Below are 17,032 nucleotides of genomic sequence, written 5' to 3' on the forward strand. Positions count from 1 at the left end.
TCATCACCATGTCCAGGAAAAAAGTAGTTGTATTTGCGGGCACACGGCCCGAAGCCATCAAGGTCATCTCGGCGGTGCGCTCGTTGCGCGCTGCGCCCGAGGATTTCGATTCGTGTCTGTGCTCCGTCGGGCAGCACCGGGAAATGCTGATGCAGGCGTTCGCCGACTTCGGTATCACGCCCGATGCGAGCCTTCACGTGATGGCGAAGGATCAGACGCTTTCCGGGTTGAGCTCGCGCCTTTTCTCGGCGATCGACGAGTTCCTCGAGAATCACCAGCCTGATATCGTCGTCGTGCAGGGCGATACCATGACTGTTCAGGTTGCATCGCTTGCTGCGTTCTACCGACGCATTCGCGTCGCGCACATCGAGGCAGGGCTGCGCAGCGGCAACATGCTCGCGCCGTTCCCGGAGGAGCTCAACCGCCGCATCACGTCGCTCGTGGCAGATGTGCATTTCGCTCCGACCGAGCTCTCTCGCGACAATCTGCTTTCCGAACGCGTGCCTGCTGAGCGTATTCACGTTACCGGTAACACAGTGGTGGATGCGTTGTATCTGATGATGGAGCGCCTGAAGAGCGAAGACGTCAGGCTGCCGGAGCGCGTCGAGAAGGCGCTCGAAGAGGGGCGTCGCATCATCCTCGTCACCGGTCATCGGCGCGAAAGTTTCGGTGCGGGTTTCGAGAATATCTGCACCGCACTGCGTGAGTTGGCGAGTCGCTATCCGGAGGACCGCATCATTTATCCGGTGCACATGAATCCCAAGGTGCGCGAGACGGTTAACCGGATTCTGGCAGGCAATGATGGCATCTACCTCGAAGAGCCGCTCACCTACAAGCCCTTCCTCAAATTGATGGCGGCGAGTCGCATCATCCTGACCGACTCCGGTGGAATTCAGGAAGAAGGTCCGGCGCTCGGCAAGCCGGTTCTCGTGATGCGTGATGTCACCGAACGTCCCGAAGGCGTGACGGCCGGCGTCAACAAGCTTGTCGGCACGGACGTCGCGAACATCGTGTCGTCGGTCTCGGAACTCCTCGATAACGCAGATGCATATCACCGCATGTCGGCCGGCAAAAATCCCTTCGGTGATGGTACGGCCGGCCAGCAGATCGCCACAATCCTGAAATCGTTGGTGTGATCGCATGCGTGCCCGGGCTCTTTGAAAAGGCAGACCGGGCGGCGGGTGCATTGCTGACGTCAGAGGCGCGCATGATTGCCCAGAGGCGGGAAAAGCGGTGCGTATCCGGAAGTGGCAAACACTTTTGCAATCACGATCATTGTCACGATCGCCGGAACTCGGCCGCTTCCCGAGTTTCTCGCATGAGTCAACCTGAGGCTGGTGCTGGACGTGCAGGTCAGTGCGGGCAAACAGCACACGTCGGCGCATGCGAAGGCCGGCCTGGGCCGGGTGCTCGACGAACTGGGTAGCCGGCGTCCGGCGATCGTGCGTGGCGATTGCGGCTATGGCAACGAAGGCATTCTGGTAGAGCTGGAGCAACGACAGCAACCGTACCTGCTGAGGCTGCGCCAGACGAAGAACGTTCAGCGGCTGGTTGCGCGACAGTTCGGTCGCCGCGACTGGAGCCGGCCCGATGCACAGGGCTGCCAGGTCGTCGAAGATCATCTGCAGCTCACGGGCTGGTCGGCGAAGCGGCGCGTCGTGATCGTGCGCCGGCGCATCCGCGACGGGCTGGCTCGCGAAAGCCGCGATACCAGCGGGCAACTCAGGCTGACGCTGGCCGACGATACCGTGCTCGACGCCGACCCGATGTGGGAATACACGGTACTGGTGACCGACATCCGCTATCCGCTGGAGGCCATCGCCCAGCTGTACCGGGATCGCTGCGACTGCGAAAATGGTTTCGACGAACTGAAGAACCAGTGGGGGCTGGGCGGCTTCGCCACACAGGACATCGCCCGCTGCCAGACGACGGCACGGGCCGGCGCGCTGGTCTACAACTGGTGGAGCTGGTACTGCAGGGCCGCCCATCCAGGCGCACGTCTCGAAGCGGTGACGAGCCGGCCTCTGCTACTGGCAGCGGGCGGAACGATGGCCAGCCATGCCGGACAGACGCAGCTATATCTCACGCCGCTGCATGCGAAGGTCGTCACGATCAAATCGCTGGTCGCCAATGTTCGCGCGGCTCTGGAGCACGTCGCGCGCTTTGCGGAGCAGTTCTCGAAGACCGACCGATGGCGCGAGCTGCTGCGCTACATCTGCGCACGTATCATCGCGTCTGCACCGCTGCAACGGACTTCGATCGCGACGATCGCGACCGGGTAACTGCGGTTTTTAGGTTCAATTGAGGAGTCGACATGAAATCGCCGTTGCGAAAGCAACGGAAGTGGCCAGACTGTGTGGGCACCCTGAAAAAACGTGAAACTGGCCGTCTCGCGGCGCGCCAGGCTCAGCGGATCACGGGACGCTCAGGTCGTCCAGGTCGAGCCAGGCCATCGCCAAGGGCATGCAGGCAAGGCATGCCCGCCAGAACGACATCGTGTCGGTTGTGCGGCCGAGCTCGGGGAAGCGGCTGCGCAGGAGGAAGGCGAAAACGGGGGTGCGCTCGCGCAGCCAGCGCCACCAGCGACGCACGGTATTGCGGCTGAGACCGGTCACCTTCGCGGTGCTGCGCAGGGACAGGCCGAAGAGCATCAGCGCGAGAACCAGTTGCTGCAGGGCCCATGCGTACCACCGCCGCGGGCAGATGCATAGCGGCAGACGCGAGCAGGTGCGGCCACACGACTGGCAACAGAAGCGTGCAACGGGCACCGGGTTGAGTCTGGCGCCACTGCTGCGGTCAGCCTTGCGGCCGTAGAAACCGTGGCCCCAGAGTCCGCCGAAGCCGCAATGTGGGCAATGACTGGGGCGGTAGGACTGCGGGGTGGAGATGACAGAGCGAAGATGCTGTTCGAGAGAGAGGAATGCGCGTACGATTCGTCGCATAGGCTGGTCTGTTGTTGATTCGAGAGTTGGCTTGGAACCCGTCTCACGATATCACGGCAGCACCGGCCTTCTTTACGCCCCTCGTGTCCCGCGCTGCGCGCGGTGAAGTTCAAAAAATCGTTCCCGACGTCCGCGAGATAAACGCCTCCCGCTAAAACTCAAATAGTTCGGGACGTAACAGTTGTAAAGTCTAATGGAGCTATGGCTGTATCCAACCGATTACACGACCTATAGATTGACCTGCCGTGCCTCACGCTAAATCTGCGTATCGTGAGGCGCGGGACGTCTATAGGTGAGATCTATCTGCGAAACACCCACAATTTCGCGGAGGCAAAGTTGATGATCATGCCGGCAAGGGATCCTGCCGCAATGGCCGCAATCGGGCTCCAGCGGACGGACGGTAGCGCTTGAAGTGCCAGCACATACGTCACGTAATTGCACGCTCCGCCGAATGCCATGGCCAGCAGATATTCATGCCATTCGCGCCATGCCGATTTGCCTTGAATGGGCTTGAAGGTCAGGCGCCGATTGATTTGCCATGTGGAGAACGCTGCGCACAGGAATGAGACCAGGCGTCCCCAATAAGGGCCGCAGCCGAGCGGCAATATGAGGTATAGAACCCCGGCGTCGACGATGAAGCCGATTCCGCCGGCGATGGCAAATCGAAGAAATTGTCCGCGCATATCAGGGACGGGGTCTACGGCATGCTGGGATCGACAAGTACACAAGGCGCTTGAATTCGTTGCGGCCTCGCGTGACCGTGTCAAGGACAATGCCGCAGGTTAGCAAGATGCCGCCGAGAATCATGAGGCCGCTGCTCAGAATGACGGTAGGAATGCGCGGAACGAGGCCGGTCTCGGCATATGTCTCGAATACGGGGATTGCGAGAATTACGGACAGCAACGCGCAGATCGCAAAACCAATCGAAAAGAACGCCAACGGTTTTTCTGTTTTAAACAGCTTCAGGATCGTCATCAAAATCCTGAAGCCGTCACGGTACGTATTGAGCTTGCTCTGTGAGCCTTCTGGACGTGAGCCATAGTTCGTGTCGAGTTCGGCGACCGGCATACGCATGCTCAATGCGTGCACCGCGAGCTCGGTTTCAATCTCGAAGCCGGTAGAATGTGCGGGAAAGGTCTTTACATAACGACGAGAAAAAACGCGATAACCCGACAGCATGTCATTGAACGTCTTGCCGAAAATCACCGCTGCGCATCGTGTAAGCATGACGTTGCCGAAGCGATGCCCGAGGCGGTAAGCGGATTGCTTATCGCTTAGGCGTGAGCCGACGACCATGTCGAGATGCTGATCGACGAGCAGGTCGACCAGCGCGGGTGCCGCGGTAGCATCGTACGTGGCGTCGCCGTCCACCATGATGTAGACATCTGCTTCCACATCGCTGAATATGCGGCGAACGACATTACCCTTTCCCTGCAACGGAACCGGTATGACATGTGCGCCGGTACGGCGCGCGATGTTTGCAGTGTCGTCCACCGAATTGTTGTCGAATACGTAAATTTCCGCTTGCGGCAGGCTACGCAGAAAATCGCGAACGACAGTGGCAATCGCGGCCGCTTCGTTATAACAGGGAACTACGACGGCGATGCGGAGTGGCGAGGTGTTGTCCATACTATTCTGATTTAAATGCGTGCGCGAACCCGATGTATGCATTATGACGAGACAGAGAGCCGGCGCTTGCGGCTTCTGACGATGTCCCACGCGAGTAGCAGCGCTCCTGCGCAGAATGCAGCATAGGCCCAGACAATATAAGGGGGGGTGAAATCGAACTCCACCGTGGACTTGCCTTGGGGCAACGGAATGCGCTGAAAGATCTCACCGGTATGTTCGATCGGAACCTCGTATCCGTTGACGGCTGCGGTCCAGCCGGCCATATGCAACTCCATGCGCGTCAGGTGGGAGGGCTTCGAGCATTGTGCCTCGACGCTGTCGCGCGACGAAGACGTCAGGCGGCAAGCCGGAGCGTCAAAGTATGGGGCGGGGGCAGGCAATTCGATAATGGTCATGACACCGTCTTCAAAGACCACCTTGGCGCCGGCTTGCCGGTTCGTTTCGACATAGTGTTTGAGCGCAGCCAAGCCCGGCGTATCGAGTGCGTGGGCAGGTGCTAGAACATATTTCACGCCAATCCCGCGGTAAGCGTCGATATTTTTAAGTAGATTATCGACTGCTGATGGCCCTTGAAGATCGTTGCGGCTCGTCCCGGTAAACAAAATTGGCGGCGAATTGCTGTCGAGGTGACGTTCGACGTAGTCCGTCCAGTCTTTAGGGATCGGTAGGTCATTGTGATTGATTGATGCTATACCGAAGTACGAGCCGTAGTTAGGCTGGACTGGACCAAGCGTGGTGAATCGTTGTATGCCAATGTGCTGTTGCAGATATTTCACACCGCCCAGTTCCACCGTGCCCCGGGACGGATGACTCATAACCGGTACCTCGAAGGCCATGATGGCCTCAATGATCAGCAGGCCGGCTACCCATTTTGCGCGACGGCCGGGAGGCATCGTGACGCAGGAAACGATCACAGCGACTACAAATATTCCCAGGAGGAAAAGGCCGTTGATGATCGCGAATTTGCTGCGAAGCGGGAAGGAGTTGAAATGGGCAACACATGCAGCGATCAGGCAGGCACACGCCACGAGTGCGATTACGGCGAGAAGTCGCCGTTTATTGAAGCTACTCGCGAGGTCACTCAAGCCGAGGGCTGACAGAACACAGAGTGCGAATTCCCATGACGGAGGGAGATAGCGGTAGAACGCTGTTAGCTTGAACGCCGGGATGAGCTTCATCAGAATGACAGTGCCTGGCGCGCCATAGGAAATGGCAATCGCGACAAAGGCCCAGGCAAACAGGAGAATTCTGAGTCCTCGCAAGTTACGGCCGAAGGTGCCATATAGGGCAACCGCGGTCAGGACGCATCCGGCGTAGCCGCCAACCGAATCCCAGAACGGACCGTAAATAGGATGCTGGAAAATCCCGCCAAATGCGTACGGAATCCAGATAGCCAGAAGGAATGCCGGATTGAGCGAAACGATGGTGAATCCGTCGCCTTGGTGCCCACCGGAATTTGCTACAAGCAGGTAGTCGGCGAAAGGAACCAGGATCGGGGCGGCAATAGCAAGTGCCGCGATGCCACCGACGATAATCCGAAGGAGAAATTGAACTCGTGCTGTGGGTACTACCGACGGCGCCCTGACCAGCGTCCAGGCCAGAATGAGCAATCCGTCGAGATATGCGACTTCTGGAAAACCTGCGTACAGCGAAGCTGCGAGACCGATCGTCATCCAGGCTGCACCTCCGGCAGCCTTGCTATTGACGCGCTCGCGCAGGGTCTCGATTCCATAAAGGGTGAGCGGTAAAAACGCGATCGGATTGATGACAGCATTTGCGAGCCATGCAAATGTCCCGTTGAATTCAAAAGCGATTGCACCGGCAAGCGCCGCAAAGCGCGCGCACCCGAGTTTGCGAAGGAGTGCCCAGGTGGACAGTCCCGCCATGATCTGCAAGACAATGTGCTCATACAACTGGCCGTTGTGGAGCGTAAGCAGCCACGTGAGCGGAAATAGCGCCGCTGCCTGCATCTCTCCAACGAGTGGCGCGCCGACACCTTCGAAGTGATTCCACCACGGGATATGTCCGCTCAGAATCTCCAGAGCAGAGCGATGCCCGAGTGCATGGCTCGTGAAGGCAAGGTTGGGGTCGATGGTCGGCAGCGGTGGAAAGCCGCCAAACGGACCTCTTTGAAGGCCGGAAGCCAATCCGGAGTAAAGCATCATGGGGTCAGCAATTAGCCAACCGAGCAGCAATGGGGCCTTTACAAGAATTGGCGCTAGAACCAATATCCACGCAGGCCGGTTCGAGGTTTGTATCTGGAATTTGTCTCGCCCCGACGCAAATTGGAACATCGTTTTTCTGGATTTTGAGGAGTTGAAGTTGTGTAGCATGCTAGCATTTGTCCGCAATACTCTACAATGGCTTCGAATTGTCTGATACGACTTGCGTTTGATCGGCCCGACGACGAATGAGAGGTTGTGTCGAGCGGTTCCGCATTGCCTCGCATGCACGTCCAATTGGGCAAATCATCGAGACCGCATTTGCGGGATGTCGAAGCTGCCGCTCGGCGAGTTCGCGACGACGCTGTGCCTGTTCTTTTGATTAGATGCTATGTGGGAGGGCAGCGGCAGTAAGCCTGACTGGAGTAAAACGGGATTTGCACACTCGTTTTCTCCAAAGGAGCACGCAAATGGACGCGTCTGACACAGCCCTCCATGGGCAGAATACGACGGTGGTTGTCCAGCTGTACATCGCTTTTGAACTGGGCGAGAAGAGCTGGAAGCTCTCACTGGGTGATGGCCGGCGCGCGCCCAGCCGCTGTACGGTCACCGCGGGGGACACCACGGCGGTTCTTGCCGCCATCGCGAGCGCGAGGGTGCGCTGCCATCTCGGCGCCGACGCCCCTGTCTACAGCTGCTATGAAGCTGGCCGCGACGGGTTCTGGCTGCACCGCTGGCTGACGGGACAGGGCATCGCCAATCTCGTGGTGGATTCGGCCAGTATCGAGGTGAACCGCCGTGCCCGTCGTGCCAAGACGGACCGGCTTGACAGCGACAAGCTGCTGTCGATGCTCATCCGCTATCACACTGGCGAACGGCGTGTGTGGGCGGTGGCGCGCATCCCCACGCCCGAGCAGGAAGACGACCGGCGCCTGCACCGCGAGCTCGAACGCCTGCGGCAGGAACGCACCGCGCATACCAACCGGATCCGCTCGCTGCTGGTGCTGCACAATCTTCGGGTCAGGTCTGTCGGCGGCCGCATCTGGACGCACTGGTGGACCCGGCAGCGTGAGCTGCTCGCGCCCGGTCTGCGCGCCGAGATTGAGCGCGAATGTGAGCGGCTCGCGCTGGTGCGCCAGCAGATCCGCACGCTCGAAGTGCAGCAGGACCGGCAGGTACGCAGCGGCGCGCACCCCGGCATGGCGTTGCTGGCACAGCTTGCGGGAATCGGTACCGGCAGCGCGTGGACGCTGGTCAGGGAACTGTTTGGCTGGCGACAGTTTCGCAACCGCCGGGAACTGGCCGGTTGCCTAGGCCTGACGCCCACGCCGTACGCCAGCGGTACCAGCGAGGTTGAACAGGGTATCAGCAAGGCGGGCAACCGGCGATGCCGGTGGCTGATGGTGGAGCTCGCCTGGAGCTGGCTACGCCTGCAGCCCGGCAGCCAGCTCAGCCACTGGTTCAACGAGCGCTTTGGTGGTGCCGGCAAGCGGCTGCGGCGCATCGGTATCGTAGCGCTCGCACGGCGTCTGGCGATTGCCCTGTGGCGCTTTATCGAGCACGGCGAGATCCCCGAGGGCGCGATACTCAAGTCGGGAGCAGCTAACACCGTGAGGGCCTGAACCACATGAGACGCGGCGACAGCATGTAAAGGTCAACGCGCCCGGAACACCCTCGGGTTACCCATTGCGGGTGACCGTGTATTTAGATGGGGCGCGTCGGTAACAGGGTGGCGCCAGCGCTTCGCGCATGCGGCATGAGGTGACCGGCCTGCCAGGCCGGCACGGATAGAAGGTCGAACCCGCACTGGCCGGGGCAACAGACACCCTGACCTGAATGACATCGACATGCCAGACTGCAAATGGTGTCGGTCGTCAGCGTCACAACCTGTGACTCACGGGTTGTCTACGGCCAGTCTGCGTCTGGTCGTAGCAGGCGACCACGCAAACTGGACGTAGACAACGGGCAAGGAGATTTACTTCGCATAACAGAGTATTTATCTTGAGCGGGGCTTGACTTCTGGTTCCCCATAGAAGAGGGTGTTAGCAACTTTGGATAATCGGCACAGCATGAACGAGCATCAACATTGCGAAGACGACGAAATGAAGCCCTGCAAGCGTCTGCGGAAGTCGCTCGTAATGTCGGGCGAGCCGCCGGAATCGGCTCGACGACGTCGATCGCGTCGAGACGGCGGCGTTGACCATCGGCGTTGGCGGCCTTGTCCAGAGGACTCAGCTCAGTCGTCGGCGGGCGCTCCGCGACGACATTCCGGAACTCGCTGACATTCGACGCGCGTCGGGCGACGATGTCCGTTGCTCAGATCAACAATTGCTTCCAACTCCGATCAGCGCCGACGGATGTACACATCGGCCTCGAATGAGCCATAGTCGCGCACGTCGGAGCGCCCGACTGCGCCGACGTGACGATATTGCGGAAGTTGCTTCATTGCTTCCGTCAGTTCGCGACGCCCGGGCAAATCTCTGCGGGTGGATGCGATCACATCCGCTGGACATTGCTCTATGGCCCGCTTCAAGGCCGGCTCGTCGAGATGCAATGTGACGAACATAAAGGTCAGGTTGCTGAGCGCATAGCACGGCGGACGCAGCCCGGTGAGCGGATACAGAATCAGCATCGCGCCGCTCGAACTTAGCGTGGCGTGCGGAGGCGCCACGCGGCGAATCTGTTCCGCCATGAGCAGGTAATTGCTGTGCGCCACGGAATCCTCGGCCCAGTACCGGCCGCGAGTCTCTTTGAAGGCAGGGTACGTGAGAGAAGCGTAAATGTCGCGGACATACTTGAGCTGAGGAAGCAACGAAACCAGCGAGACGGCCAGGCACAGTCCGCCGGCCGCCACGGTCCACGCTCGTCCCGCGCCCGTCGATCTCGCGACACCCCAGCCAAGGCTCGCAATGCCGCACAGCCCGATCAGCGACCACGAAAAATGATAAGGAAATCCGATCTTAGCGAGCGGCTCGATGAGCGCAAGCAAAGCGACCGCGGCCCAGAAGGCAAACGATCCGAGGTACCGCGACGACCCTCTGCGAATCGACACGACGAGCACAAACACGGCCGCCACGAAACTCAGCAGAAGCGCGCCGATGCATGTCCGCGCAGCGAGTGCGCCGTTCGATTCGAAGAGCGCCCATCGCGTGAGCGCCAATGCGCCATAACCGGCGCCGGCGTCGACGTATCCGGCGATGAGACTGGCGAGTCCTCCTGGACCGCGAAGCATCGTCAGGAAAGCCAGGACGAGCGCGCCTGCCGCGAGCCCGCCCAGAGCATAGTATGCAAGCGCACGGACGCCTCGGAATGCAAGAACCGACACGGCGCCGAGCACTGCGGCAACGGCGAGCGTCTCGCGTAAAAGCACGCCGCATGCAACGAGAACACCGATGACGAAATACCTGGATGCGCTTGCCCGCTCAACCGACATGAACAACACGACCGCATAGAGCAGCGGGCATAGCGCGATAAAGAAACTGTTCTTGAAGCCGTATTGAATGAATACCGGATGGTTCAGCAAAGCAAAAAAAATCGCGACGATGAAAGCGCTTGCGGTCCTGCTTCCGCTTAATCTCACCGAGATGCGCAGCATCAGGACAGCGGCCAGCGCGTCCGGAACGATATCGACCAGTCTCAGTGCGAAAATCGGATTGATATCGAGCGAATAGACAAACGATGTCAACAACGAATAAAGCATCAACATGCCTTCATTCGGCAGACGCATGTGTTGCGACAGCGCGTCGTGCATGATCAACGCGTAGTAGGCGTAGAAGCCCTCATCTGTCGATGGATAGCCGCCCAGGACAGCCAGCCGAAGGGCCACCACGACGAGAACGACGAATGACGCGGCGGCGACATGACCCGCATGGCCGCGCGCCGAGGCCAATGCAGGCCTCGAACCATCATTGAATGCGTCGCTCATCCGGTCAGACCTGTTTCGAGCCGGAATCCTTCATCAATGACAAATAGACCTCATAGTCGCGGATATAGTCGGCTTCGTTGTAGCTGTCGGAAGCGAGCACCAATGCAACCGTGCCAGGATCGAAGTTCACCTCCGCTGCCCAGATCAACGGGGGAACGTGCAGCCCCCTCCACGGTCGATTCAGATGGATGCGCGATCGTGATCTTCCGTCGTCCACTTCGACATCGAAGCTACCCGACAGACAAATCAGGAACTGATGCAGCGTATGGTGCGCATGCGCCCCACGGCTCTCTGCCGTCGGAACATCGTAGAGATAGAAGACTCGCCGGATTGCGAAGGGAATCTGGACGTCGTTCTCGATGAACGTGAGATTGCCACGTGGATCGTTGATCTTCGGCAGTTCATGGAGCTTGCAATCGGCGACGGTAGGGAACGATGCGGGCTTAATCATTGAAGATCGCGCGAGTGAATATGAACATTGCCGGAACGGTGACACAGATGACGATCAACGGTGCGATCTGCGCCGGAACGTGCAGTATATCGACGCAGAGCCGCAGTATACCTAATCCCAGTGCGTAGTTGATCAGATACGCGAGCGGATATCTCGCCGCCGTGCGCAGGCTCAGACTCTTCCTGAATACCCACTTCGCGCTCAGGAGATAACCAAGCGCGATACCCGCAGCGTAGGTGACGGAATAAGCCCATGCGTACGGCAGGAACTTGAGCAGGCACAGATACAGGATATACGTGGACAGCGTATTGATCGCTCCGGAGATCAGGAATCGCTTGAACCTCATTTCACCAGACCTGCTCAATGACCGTTTCTGGGCGCCGGTTTGTTTCTTCGAAGATGCGCCACAAGTACTCTCCGATCAAACCGAGCATCACGATCACGAGACCGAGCATAAAAGAGATCAGCGAAACCACCGTCGCAAATCCGGGAATCGTGTTGAAGTGAAGCAATGCGCCGATGATGACGACCGATCCATACCCGAAGCTGCACAACGATATGATCGTGCCGATGCCCGACATCACGCGAATGGGCGTGATGGAGAAACCGAGCATTATGTCGAGGAACGCTGTCAGTTTCTTGCGAAAGGTCCAGCCGGATTTTCCGAATTCCCGCGCAGGACGGTGATAGGTGATCACGCTAGGCTCGTATCCGAGCCAGTAAGCGAGGAGCGGAGTAAAAACCGATTTCGAGCTATGCAGAAGATGCGGCAACAGCGCCTTGTCCATCAAGGCCATGTCGTATCCGCCCTCCGGATAGTCGCGAATGACCAGCATGCGCAGCAGTTTGTAGTGGATGCGCGAAAAAAACTTCGACACAACCGGATCGTCCCGGGTTTCGCGCTCGCAGATGACAAACTTCGAGCCTGCCAGCCATCGGTCGACCATTTCGTTGATCAGCGTCGGCGGATCCTGCAGGTCGGCCGCCAAGACGATGAAAGCATCGCCCGTCACGAAACGGAAACCCGTTTTCGAACAGTGGACCGCGCCAAAGTTGCGCGTCAGCTTGACGACCGTGGTAGCGGGCCGGGTTTGCTTGAAGTCGAGCAACAGTTGGAGCGAATTGTCCTTGGATCCGTCGTCGACGAAGATGAGGTCGAGAAGCAATTCGCGCTCGAGCAACGACTGCTCGAGCGCGTTCAGTTGCTGGAAGAGAGAGGGCAGACTTCCGGCATTGAAGTACACCGGCACGACCACGGATATTTTTTTCGGACTCACGGTCTCAAATCGTCAATTCGTAAAATTCATGGGCAACACCGCCACCGCCAAACTCGGACTTGAACCGATACAACCCGTCGTTCAGCACCGTGCCGGCCGACTCATTACTCGTTCCGAAGTCGAAATAGCGCGCGCCGCCGGTGCGTGCTTCCTCGATCGCAGCATCGAAAACCGCATCGAGCGCAGAGACCTGATTGCCGCGCTCGCTCGACGCGATATATTGAGCATGCCATACAGTTGTCGAGTTGAAGAACAGAACGCCCGCCACGACCTGCCCTTCAATGAAGGCACACCGCAACTGAATTTCATTCGGGAAGCGCGAAACAAGCAAGGCTATTTCATCGAACGTGTGAACCGGTACAGCCTCGTGCCGGCGAGCGAGTGTTTCGCCGAGAACAGACCAGAACGCACGCAGCTCACCTATGGTTGAACCGAGCGTCACGACTTGGTGCGCCTTGCGTCGGGCGCGGCGCCGGCGCTCGCTGACAGGCCGCTGATGACTCAGGTCAATCGCACATGAAAGGTCGCATCGAACGCGCTGCGCGCCATGGCGGAAAAGCGCATAGACGTCGTCTTGCGCGGGGACGCGCGCGTAGATGAACGGAACGAGCTTGTAGACAAGCTTTCGAACATGCCGGTCACGATAATGGCTCTTCAAAGCGCCGATCGCATCGATCATGCGTTGCCCCTGAAGGCGCCCGTCATGTGCAATGCCACCGTACGTCGCACCTGGGTGGCTCACAACGGAGTGCGCATCTCCCGTCACCCGCGCCGCCGGAAACACGCCGGTTAGACGCTGGTCATCGAATAAAAGGACAGACGCGTCTTCGAAGCGGTCACCGTGATAGGAGAGGAAGCGTCGGGTATGCAGCAGGGTCGCGTTGTCCGATGCACCGCACCAGTCGTCCCAGACTTGCGCGTGTTCGGGGTCGTATTCGACGATATGAATGTTCACTTGATCAGTTCCGCCACCCCGAAGCCGGTGACGCCGAAATCGTTGCCGTTATAAAAGCACAGGGTTCTCCCGCCCGTTTCGACGACCGCTGCGTACTCGACCGTCTGATCGTCCCAGCCGGACACGGAAACATCGAGCCCCATCTGATCATCCAGGCGCGTCCACTGCAGGCCGTCCGGGGATTCGGCGTAGCCCATGCGGTAACCAAGCGGGTGCTTCTTTCTGACGCTATAGAACATCTGGTAGCCGTCATGCCGTTTCACGACATAAGGCCGTCCAAAGCCATGCTCGACATTGCGATCGAGCGGGAAGAGACGAGCTCCCGCCTCGGGCCACTCGATGCCATCGCGCGATTCGATGTAGTGAAGGTTATAGACGGGCATCGACTTTCCTTCGATTTCCTCCCACTCGCTTCCGGCAACGTACCACATCCGGTAGACGTCACCGTCGAGCATGACGAAAGGACCGCCGCGAATGTGCAGCTCCTCGGGAGATCGCTCGAGAACGGGTGTGCTTCGAGCCCGCTCGAATGTCTCACCGCCATCGCGACTGATTGCAAGGCCGGTTAGCAACCGATAGCGAATCTGATGACAGATCTCGAACCCGACGTAATACATGGCTAACGTGCCGTCGGGACGCGCGATCACGCATGTCTGGAACACGCCGTTGTCATCGAAAGCGCCCGGCACGCCCACGTCAAGCGCGGGATTGTCGGACACACGCTGAACGCGCGTCGGCTCGGCGGGATTGATGTCGACAAAACCGACGCGGCCAATACCCTTCTCATCACGGCCCTGCACATAGATGCGCAAGGATCCGTCGTTCAAAAAGACAGGTGTCGGGCATGAAGCATGAGTCCGGGCCCACCACAGATCACGAACCGGGCACCAGACGACGCCGAGTTTTTTCCATTCCATTTATTGGTCCGCGCTTACTTTGAAGAAGCGTCGGGCGCTGACTTTCGCCGGCTCCGATTTCGCTCCGCCGAACAGCTTGTCTGCTTCCGTGTCTCCGGTGATCGACACTCCCGGTCCGATCCAGTTGCTTTCTCCGATGTTGACATTGTTGCCGACCGTCGAATTGACGCCCATGAACGTGTGGCGTCCCACGTTGCAGAACCCGGAGATCACGACCTGCGAGGAGATGAAGCAATGATTGTCGATCGTGCTGTGATGGCCGATGTGATTGCCGCTCCACAACACGACGTTATCTCCGATTCTGACGAACGGTTGAACAGTATTGTTCTCGAAGATGAAGCAGTGTTCCCCGATCACGGCATTACGCCACACGAACGCCTTCGAGCTGATATAGCTGGCAGGCGCATAGCCCTTTGCCTTGCATTGCTCATAGAGGCGCGCGCGCAACCGGTTCAGTTTCGAATAGACGATTGCGGCATAGAAATCGACCGATTGCGGCGAATAGAACTCCTCGATGCGCTCGAGCGGCACGACGGGCAGATCGAAAAGGCACTGACGGGTCATGAACTTCGATTCGACCGCGAAACCGACGACGTTGTACTTCGAATCGTGAGTGAAATACTCGTAGGCGACTTCCGCAAACGCGCTGTCCCCGACGATCACCAGATCGCGATCTTTTTCCATTGGTCGGCCCTCAGGGTCGTTGGATCAGAATATCTTCGCGGCGATTCGCCATTGGCAGCGAGCGCGCTTGCGGGAGCAGATAGGCATCGAAGCCGGCAGACCGCGCTCTGCCGAGAATGGCGAAAACAATGGCGTCGTCAATCTGATCATGTTCGATCTGATTGAAGCGAACCACGGGTTCGTCGGCCGTGCGCATGAAATCCTTGTGAAAGCGGATGCCCGCTTCGCTCGAAAAGAACCGCTTGCGCTTCGATACATTGGGGATATCGCCGATGAGCATCTGACCACCGGGTGCGAGCAAGGAAAGCGAATCGTCCAGAAAGCGGAAAAACGCCGTGTCGAGCACGATGTATTGCAGCACGCTATAGCAAAGAATGACATCGACGGCCCCGCTGAGCCCGTCGATCAACTCGGGACAGTCGGGATAAGGCGCCGTAACCTTGCTGAGGAATGGGCGGTCATCGAGTTGCCGCAGCATTTCTTCGCTATCCACCAGCGTGAGCGAGTGGCCATTTCTCTCGCAAAGATTAATCAGCATGTTCGGCAGATCACTACAGCCGGGACCGATATCCAGCACGGTTTGCTGTTGACGTTGCAGGTTATAGAGCTTGCCTGCAATGTCGTCGAATATCTGCCTCTCGAATCCTTCCCGATACTCGTCCGGAAAACCGATGCGCTCATATTTCGATAGCGATTCGTCCCGTGCCAGGCGACGGAAGTCTTCGAAGCCGATTTGCGAAGTGCGATTCTTTGGCTTTTTCATTGCCTCGGTGCGCGATCAAAAAATGCGTGGACAGCCGCGATCACATGATTCACCTGCTCCTCCGTCATGCCCGGGAAACACGGCAAAGTGAGAATTTCGGTGGTGCTCTGCTCAGTCACGGGCAAATGGACATCGTGCGCGGCGGATGCGGTTGCGTAGGCACGCTGGTAATGATCGGGAATCGGATAATGGACTTCCGACGCGACGCCTCTTTCACCGATGAACGCGCGAAGCGCCTCGCGCTCTCGTGTGCGAATGACGTAAAGGTGCGCGACGTAATCGTCATCGACCGACGCAGCGGTTCGCACGGGCAAGTCGGCAAACGCCGCGCCGTACCGTCGCGCGACGGCCTTACGCTCGGCGTTCCAGCCATCGAGGTGCGGCAACTTCTCGTGCAAGATCGCAGCCTGCACTTCATCCATGCGGCTATTCCTTCCGCCTGCCGTCTCGACGCTGTACTTCGTATTCCAGCCGTACTGGCGCAGCACCTTCACCTTCTTCGCGAGAGCTTCGTCCGAACACGTGACCGCGCCACCGTCGCCCAATGCGCCGAGGTTCTTGGTGGGATAGAAGCTGAAGCAGCCGAACGTGCCGAAGCTGCCCGCCATCCGCTGGCCGCGCATGGCCCCATGAGCCTGCGCGCAATCTTCGATCAGGGGAACGCCCGCTCGCGAGGCGATTTCCGCGATGTCCTCGATGGCCGCGAGTTGTCCGTACAAATGGGTGACGATAATTGCCTTCGGCTTATGGCGCAGCAGCGCCTCGCGTAACGCCGATGGCGACATGGTCAGGGAATCGGCATCGATATCGACATAGAGGGGATTCGCACCGATGGCATGAACGGCGGTGCTGCCGTAAAAGCCCGCGTTCGCGACGAGCGCCACGGAGTCGTCCCGGGTCACATCGAGTGCGCGTAGCGACAGTTCGAGCGCGTCCGTGCCGTTGGCGAGTGAAACGCAGGCGCCGACCCCGACATAGTTCGCAAACGCGCGTTCGAAACCTGCCACTTCGCCGCCCAAAATGAACCAGTGGCTATTCGCGACCCGGCTGAAAGCTCCGGTCAGATCGATACCGCGATTTGCCGCTTCGACCGAAAAGAGGGGAACCTTGCTGGCCATACGGCAATAACCTTCATTGGAAATGACAATCGACAATACCGTGATTTGTAAAGGAATCGGACAGCCGACCAATGCGGCGGCACCAGACCTTCGCGAGGCCGTATTGTGTCACGCACAAAAAAAACCCGCAAACGCGGAGGTTCGACCAAGCTTCCACGCATAAGCGCGATTACGGGTTCAGTGCTACCTGGAAAGGTTTCGACATTGCT

At 58.9% G+C, this 17,032-nt stretch carries 16 protein-coding genes and 1 pseudogene; 3 read left to right on the forward strand and 14 right to left on the reverse strand.

Features of this window, described 5'->3' with window-relative positions; translation table 11 throughout:
* Positions 1–8 precede the first annotated feature (8 nt).
* A complete protein-coding gene (gene wecB, locus P5W98_RS03115; protein WP_434718244.1) occupies positions 9–1,136 on the forward strand; it encodes a non-hydrolyzing UDP-N-acetylglucosamine 2-epimerase in 1,128 nt (375 codons plus the stop codon).
* A gap of 201 nt (positions 1,137–1,337) precedes the next feature.
* Positions 1,338–2,282 (forward strand): transposase, encoded by a 945-nt coding sequence (locus tag P5W98_RS03120; protein WP_434718245.1) that lies wholly within the window; start codon positions 1,338–1,340, stop codon positions 2,280–2,282.
* Positions 2,283–2,414: 132 nt separating this feature from the next.
* Here the strand turns inward: P5W98_RS03120 and P5W98_RS03125 are convergent, their stop codons facing one another.
* The 4 genes from P5W98_RS03125 to P5W98_RS03140 form a co-directional block, all read right to left on the reverse strand.
* Positions 2,415–2,942, reverse strand: coding sequence for a transposase (locus P5W98_RS03125; RefSeq protein WP_434718246.1), 528 nt, complete (start codon positions 2,940–2,942; stop codon positions 2,415–2,417).
* A gap of 299 nt (positions 2,943–3,241) precedes the next feature.
* Positions 3,242–3,625: a GtrA family protein gene (locus P5W98_RS03130; protein ID WP_434718247.1), complete on the reverse strand. Its 384-nt coding sequence runs from the start codon at positions 3,623–3,625 to the stop codon at positions 3,242–3,244.
* Between the two features lies 1 nt (position 3,626).
* The gene (locus P5W98_RS03135; protein WP_434718248.1) at positions 3,627–4,571 is read right to left on the reverse strand and encodes a glycosyltransferase family 2 protein; all 945 of its coding nucleotides are present in this window, start codon (positions 4,569–4,571) and stop codon (positions 3,627–3,629) included.
* A 41-nt stretch (positions 4,572–4,612) separates the two neighbouring features.
* A complete protein-coding gene (locus P5W98_RS03140) occupies positions 4,613–6,904 on the reverse strand; it encodes a hypothetical protein (RefSeq protein WP_434718249.1) in 2,292 nt (763 codons plus the stop codon).
* Between the two features lie 299 nt (positions 6,905–7,203).
* Here P5W98_RS03140 and P5W98_RS03145 point away from each other — a divergent pair, with 299 nt between their 5' ends.
* Positions 7,204–8,355: an IS110 family transposase gene (locus P5W98_RS03145; protein WP_434718250.1), complete on the forward strand. Its 1,152-nt coding sequence runs from the start codon at positions 7,204–7,206 to the stop codon at positions 8,353–8,355.
* Between the two features lie 420 nt (positions 8,356–8,775).
* Here P5W98_RS03145 and P5W98_RS03150 read toward each other — a convergent pair.
* From P5W98_RS03150 to P5W98_RS03195, 10 genes and pseudogenes are all read right to left on the reverse strand, one after another.
* Positions 8,776–8,898, reverse strand: a pseudogene (locus P5W98_RS03150) (IS5/IS1182 family transposase); the annotation flags it as partial.
* Between the two features lie 179 nt (positions 8,899–9,077).
* A complete protein-coding gene (locus P5W98_RS03155) occupies positions 9,078–10,658 on the reverse strand; it encodes a hypothetical protein (RefSeq protein WP_434718251.1) in 1,581 nt (526 codons plus the stop codon).
* A 4-nt stretch (positions 10,659–10,662) separates the two neighbouring features.
* The gene (locus tag P5W98_RS03160; protein WP_434718252.1) at positions 10,663–11,109 is read right to left on the reverse strand and encodes a sugar 3,4-ketoisomerase; all 447 of its coding nucleotides are present in this window, start codon (positions 11,107–11,109) and stop codon (positions 10,663–10,665) included.
* Complete coding sequence (locus P5W98_RS03165; RefSeq protein WP_434718253.1) at positions 11,102–11,455, reverse strand: GtrA family protein; 354 nt, start codon at positions 11,453–11,455, stop codon at positions 11,102–11,104. Before P5W98_RS03165 ends, P5W98_RS03160 begins: the two co-directional genes overlap by 8 nt.
* 1 nt (position 11,456) lies before the next feature.
* Positions 11,457–12,386, reverse strand: a complete 930-nt coding sequence (locus P5W98_RS03170) for a glycosyltransferase family 2 protein (protein WP_434718254.1) — start codon at positions 12,384–12,386, stop codon at positions 11,457–11,459.
* Between the two features lie 4 nt (positions 12,387–12,390).
* Positions 12,391–13,341, reverse strand: coding sequence for a GNAT family N-acetyltransferase (locus P5W98_RS03175; RefSeq protein ID WP_434718255.1), 951 nt, complete (start codon positions 13,339–13,341; stop codon positions 12,391–12,393).
* Entirely contained in the window at positions 13,338–14,258 is a 921-nt protein-coding gene (locus tag P5W98_RS03180) for a hypothetical protein (protein ID WP_434718256.1), read from the reverse strand. The genes P5W98_RS03175 and P5W98_RS03180 overlap by 4 nt, the downstream gene beginning before the upstream one ends.
* On the reverse strand, positions 14,259–14,942 hold the full coding sequence (locus tag P5W98_RS03185; protein ID WP_434718257.1) for an acetyltransferase: 684 nt from the start codon (positions 14,940–14,942) through the stop codon (positions 14,259–14,261). It lies immediately after the preceding gene.
* A gap of 10 nt (positions 14,943–14,952) precedes the next feature.
* Positions 14,953–15,705, reverse strand: a complete 753-nt coding sequence (locus P5W98_RS03190; RefSeq protein WP_434718258.1) for an SAM-dependent methyltransferase — start codon at positions 15,703–15,705, stop codon at positions 14,953–14,955.
* On the reverse strand, positions 15,702–16,823 hold the full coding sequence (locus P5W98_RS03195; protein WP_434718259.1) for a DegT/DnrJ/EryC1/StrS family aminotransferase: 1,122 nt from the start codon (positions 16,821–16,823) through the stop codon (positions 15,702–15,704). The genes P5W98_RS03190 and P5W98_RS03195 overlap by 4 nt, the downstream gene beginning before the upstream one ends.
* Positions 16,824–17,032 lie beyond the last annotated feature (209 nt).

Source organism: Paraburkholderia sp. A1BS-2L (assembly GCF_051125205.1).
Classification (GTDB): Bacteria; Pseudomonadota; Gammaproteobacteria; order Burkholderiales; family Burkholderiaceae; genus Paraburkholderia.

Excerpts from the sequence above, each read along its gene's own strand:
- P5W98_RS03165 (WP_434718253.1), bottom strand. The coding sequence starts at position 11,455 with ATGAGGTTCAAGCGATTCCTGATCTCCGGAGCGATCAATACGCTGTCC.
- P5W98_RS03140 (WP_434718249.1), bottom strand. The coding sequence starts at position 6,904 with ATGCTACACAACTTCAACTCCTCAAAATCCAGAAAAACGATGTTCCAA.
- P5W98_RS03160 (WP_434718252.1), bottom strand. The coding sequence starts at position 11,109 with ATGATTAAGCCCGCATCGTTCCCTACCGTCGCCGATTGCAAGCTCCAT.
- P5W98_RS03125 (WP_434718246.1), bottom strand. The coding sequence starts at position 2,942 with ATGCGACGAATCGTACGCGCATTCCTCTCTCTCGAACAGCATCTTCGC.
- wecB (WP_434718244.1), top strand. The coding sequence starts at position 9 with ATGTCCAGGAAAAAAGTAGTTGTATTTGCGGGCACACGGCCCGAAGCC.
- P5W98_RS03145 (WP_434718250.1), top strand. The coding sequence starts at position 7,204 with ATGGACGCGTCTGACACAGCCCTCCATGGGCAGAATACGACGGTGGTT.
- P5W98_RS03185 (WP_434718257.1), bottom strand. The coding sequence starts at position 14,942 with ATGGAAAAAGATCGCGATCTGGTGATCGTCGGGGACAGCGCGTTTGCG.
- P5W98_RS03135 (WP_434718248.1), bottom strand. The coding sequence starts at position 4,571 with ATGGACAACACCTCGCCACTCCGCATCGCCGTCGTAGTTCCCTGTTAT.
- P5W98_RS03130 (WP_434718247.1), bottom strand. The coding sequence starts at position 3,625 with ATGCGCGGACAATTTCTTCGATTTGCCATCGCCGGCGGAATCGGCTTC.
- P5W98_RS03190 (WP_434718258.1), bottom strand. The coding sequence starts at position 15,705 with ATGAAAAAGCCAAAGAATCGCACTTCGCAAATCGGCTTCGAAGACTTC.
- P5W98_RS03180 (WP_434718256.1), bottom strand. The coding sequence starts at position 14,258 with ATGGAATGGAAAAAACTCGGCGTCGTCTGGTGCCCGGTTCGTGATCTG.
- P5W98_RS03195 (WP_434718259.1), bottom strand. The coding sequence starts at position 16,823 with ATGGCCAGCAAGGTTCCCCTCTTTTCGGTCGAAGCGGCAAATCGCGGT.
- P5W98_RS03155 (WP_434718251.1), bottom strand. The coding sequence starts at position 10,658 with ATGAGCGACGCATTCAATGATGGTTCGAGGCCTGCATTGGCCTCGGCG.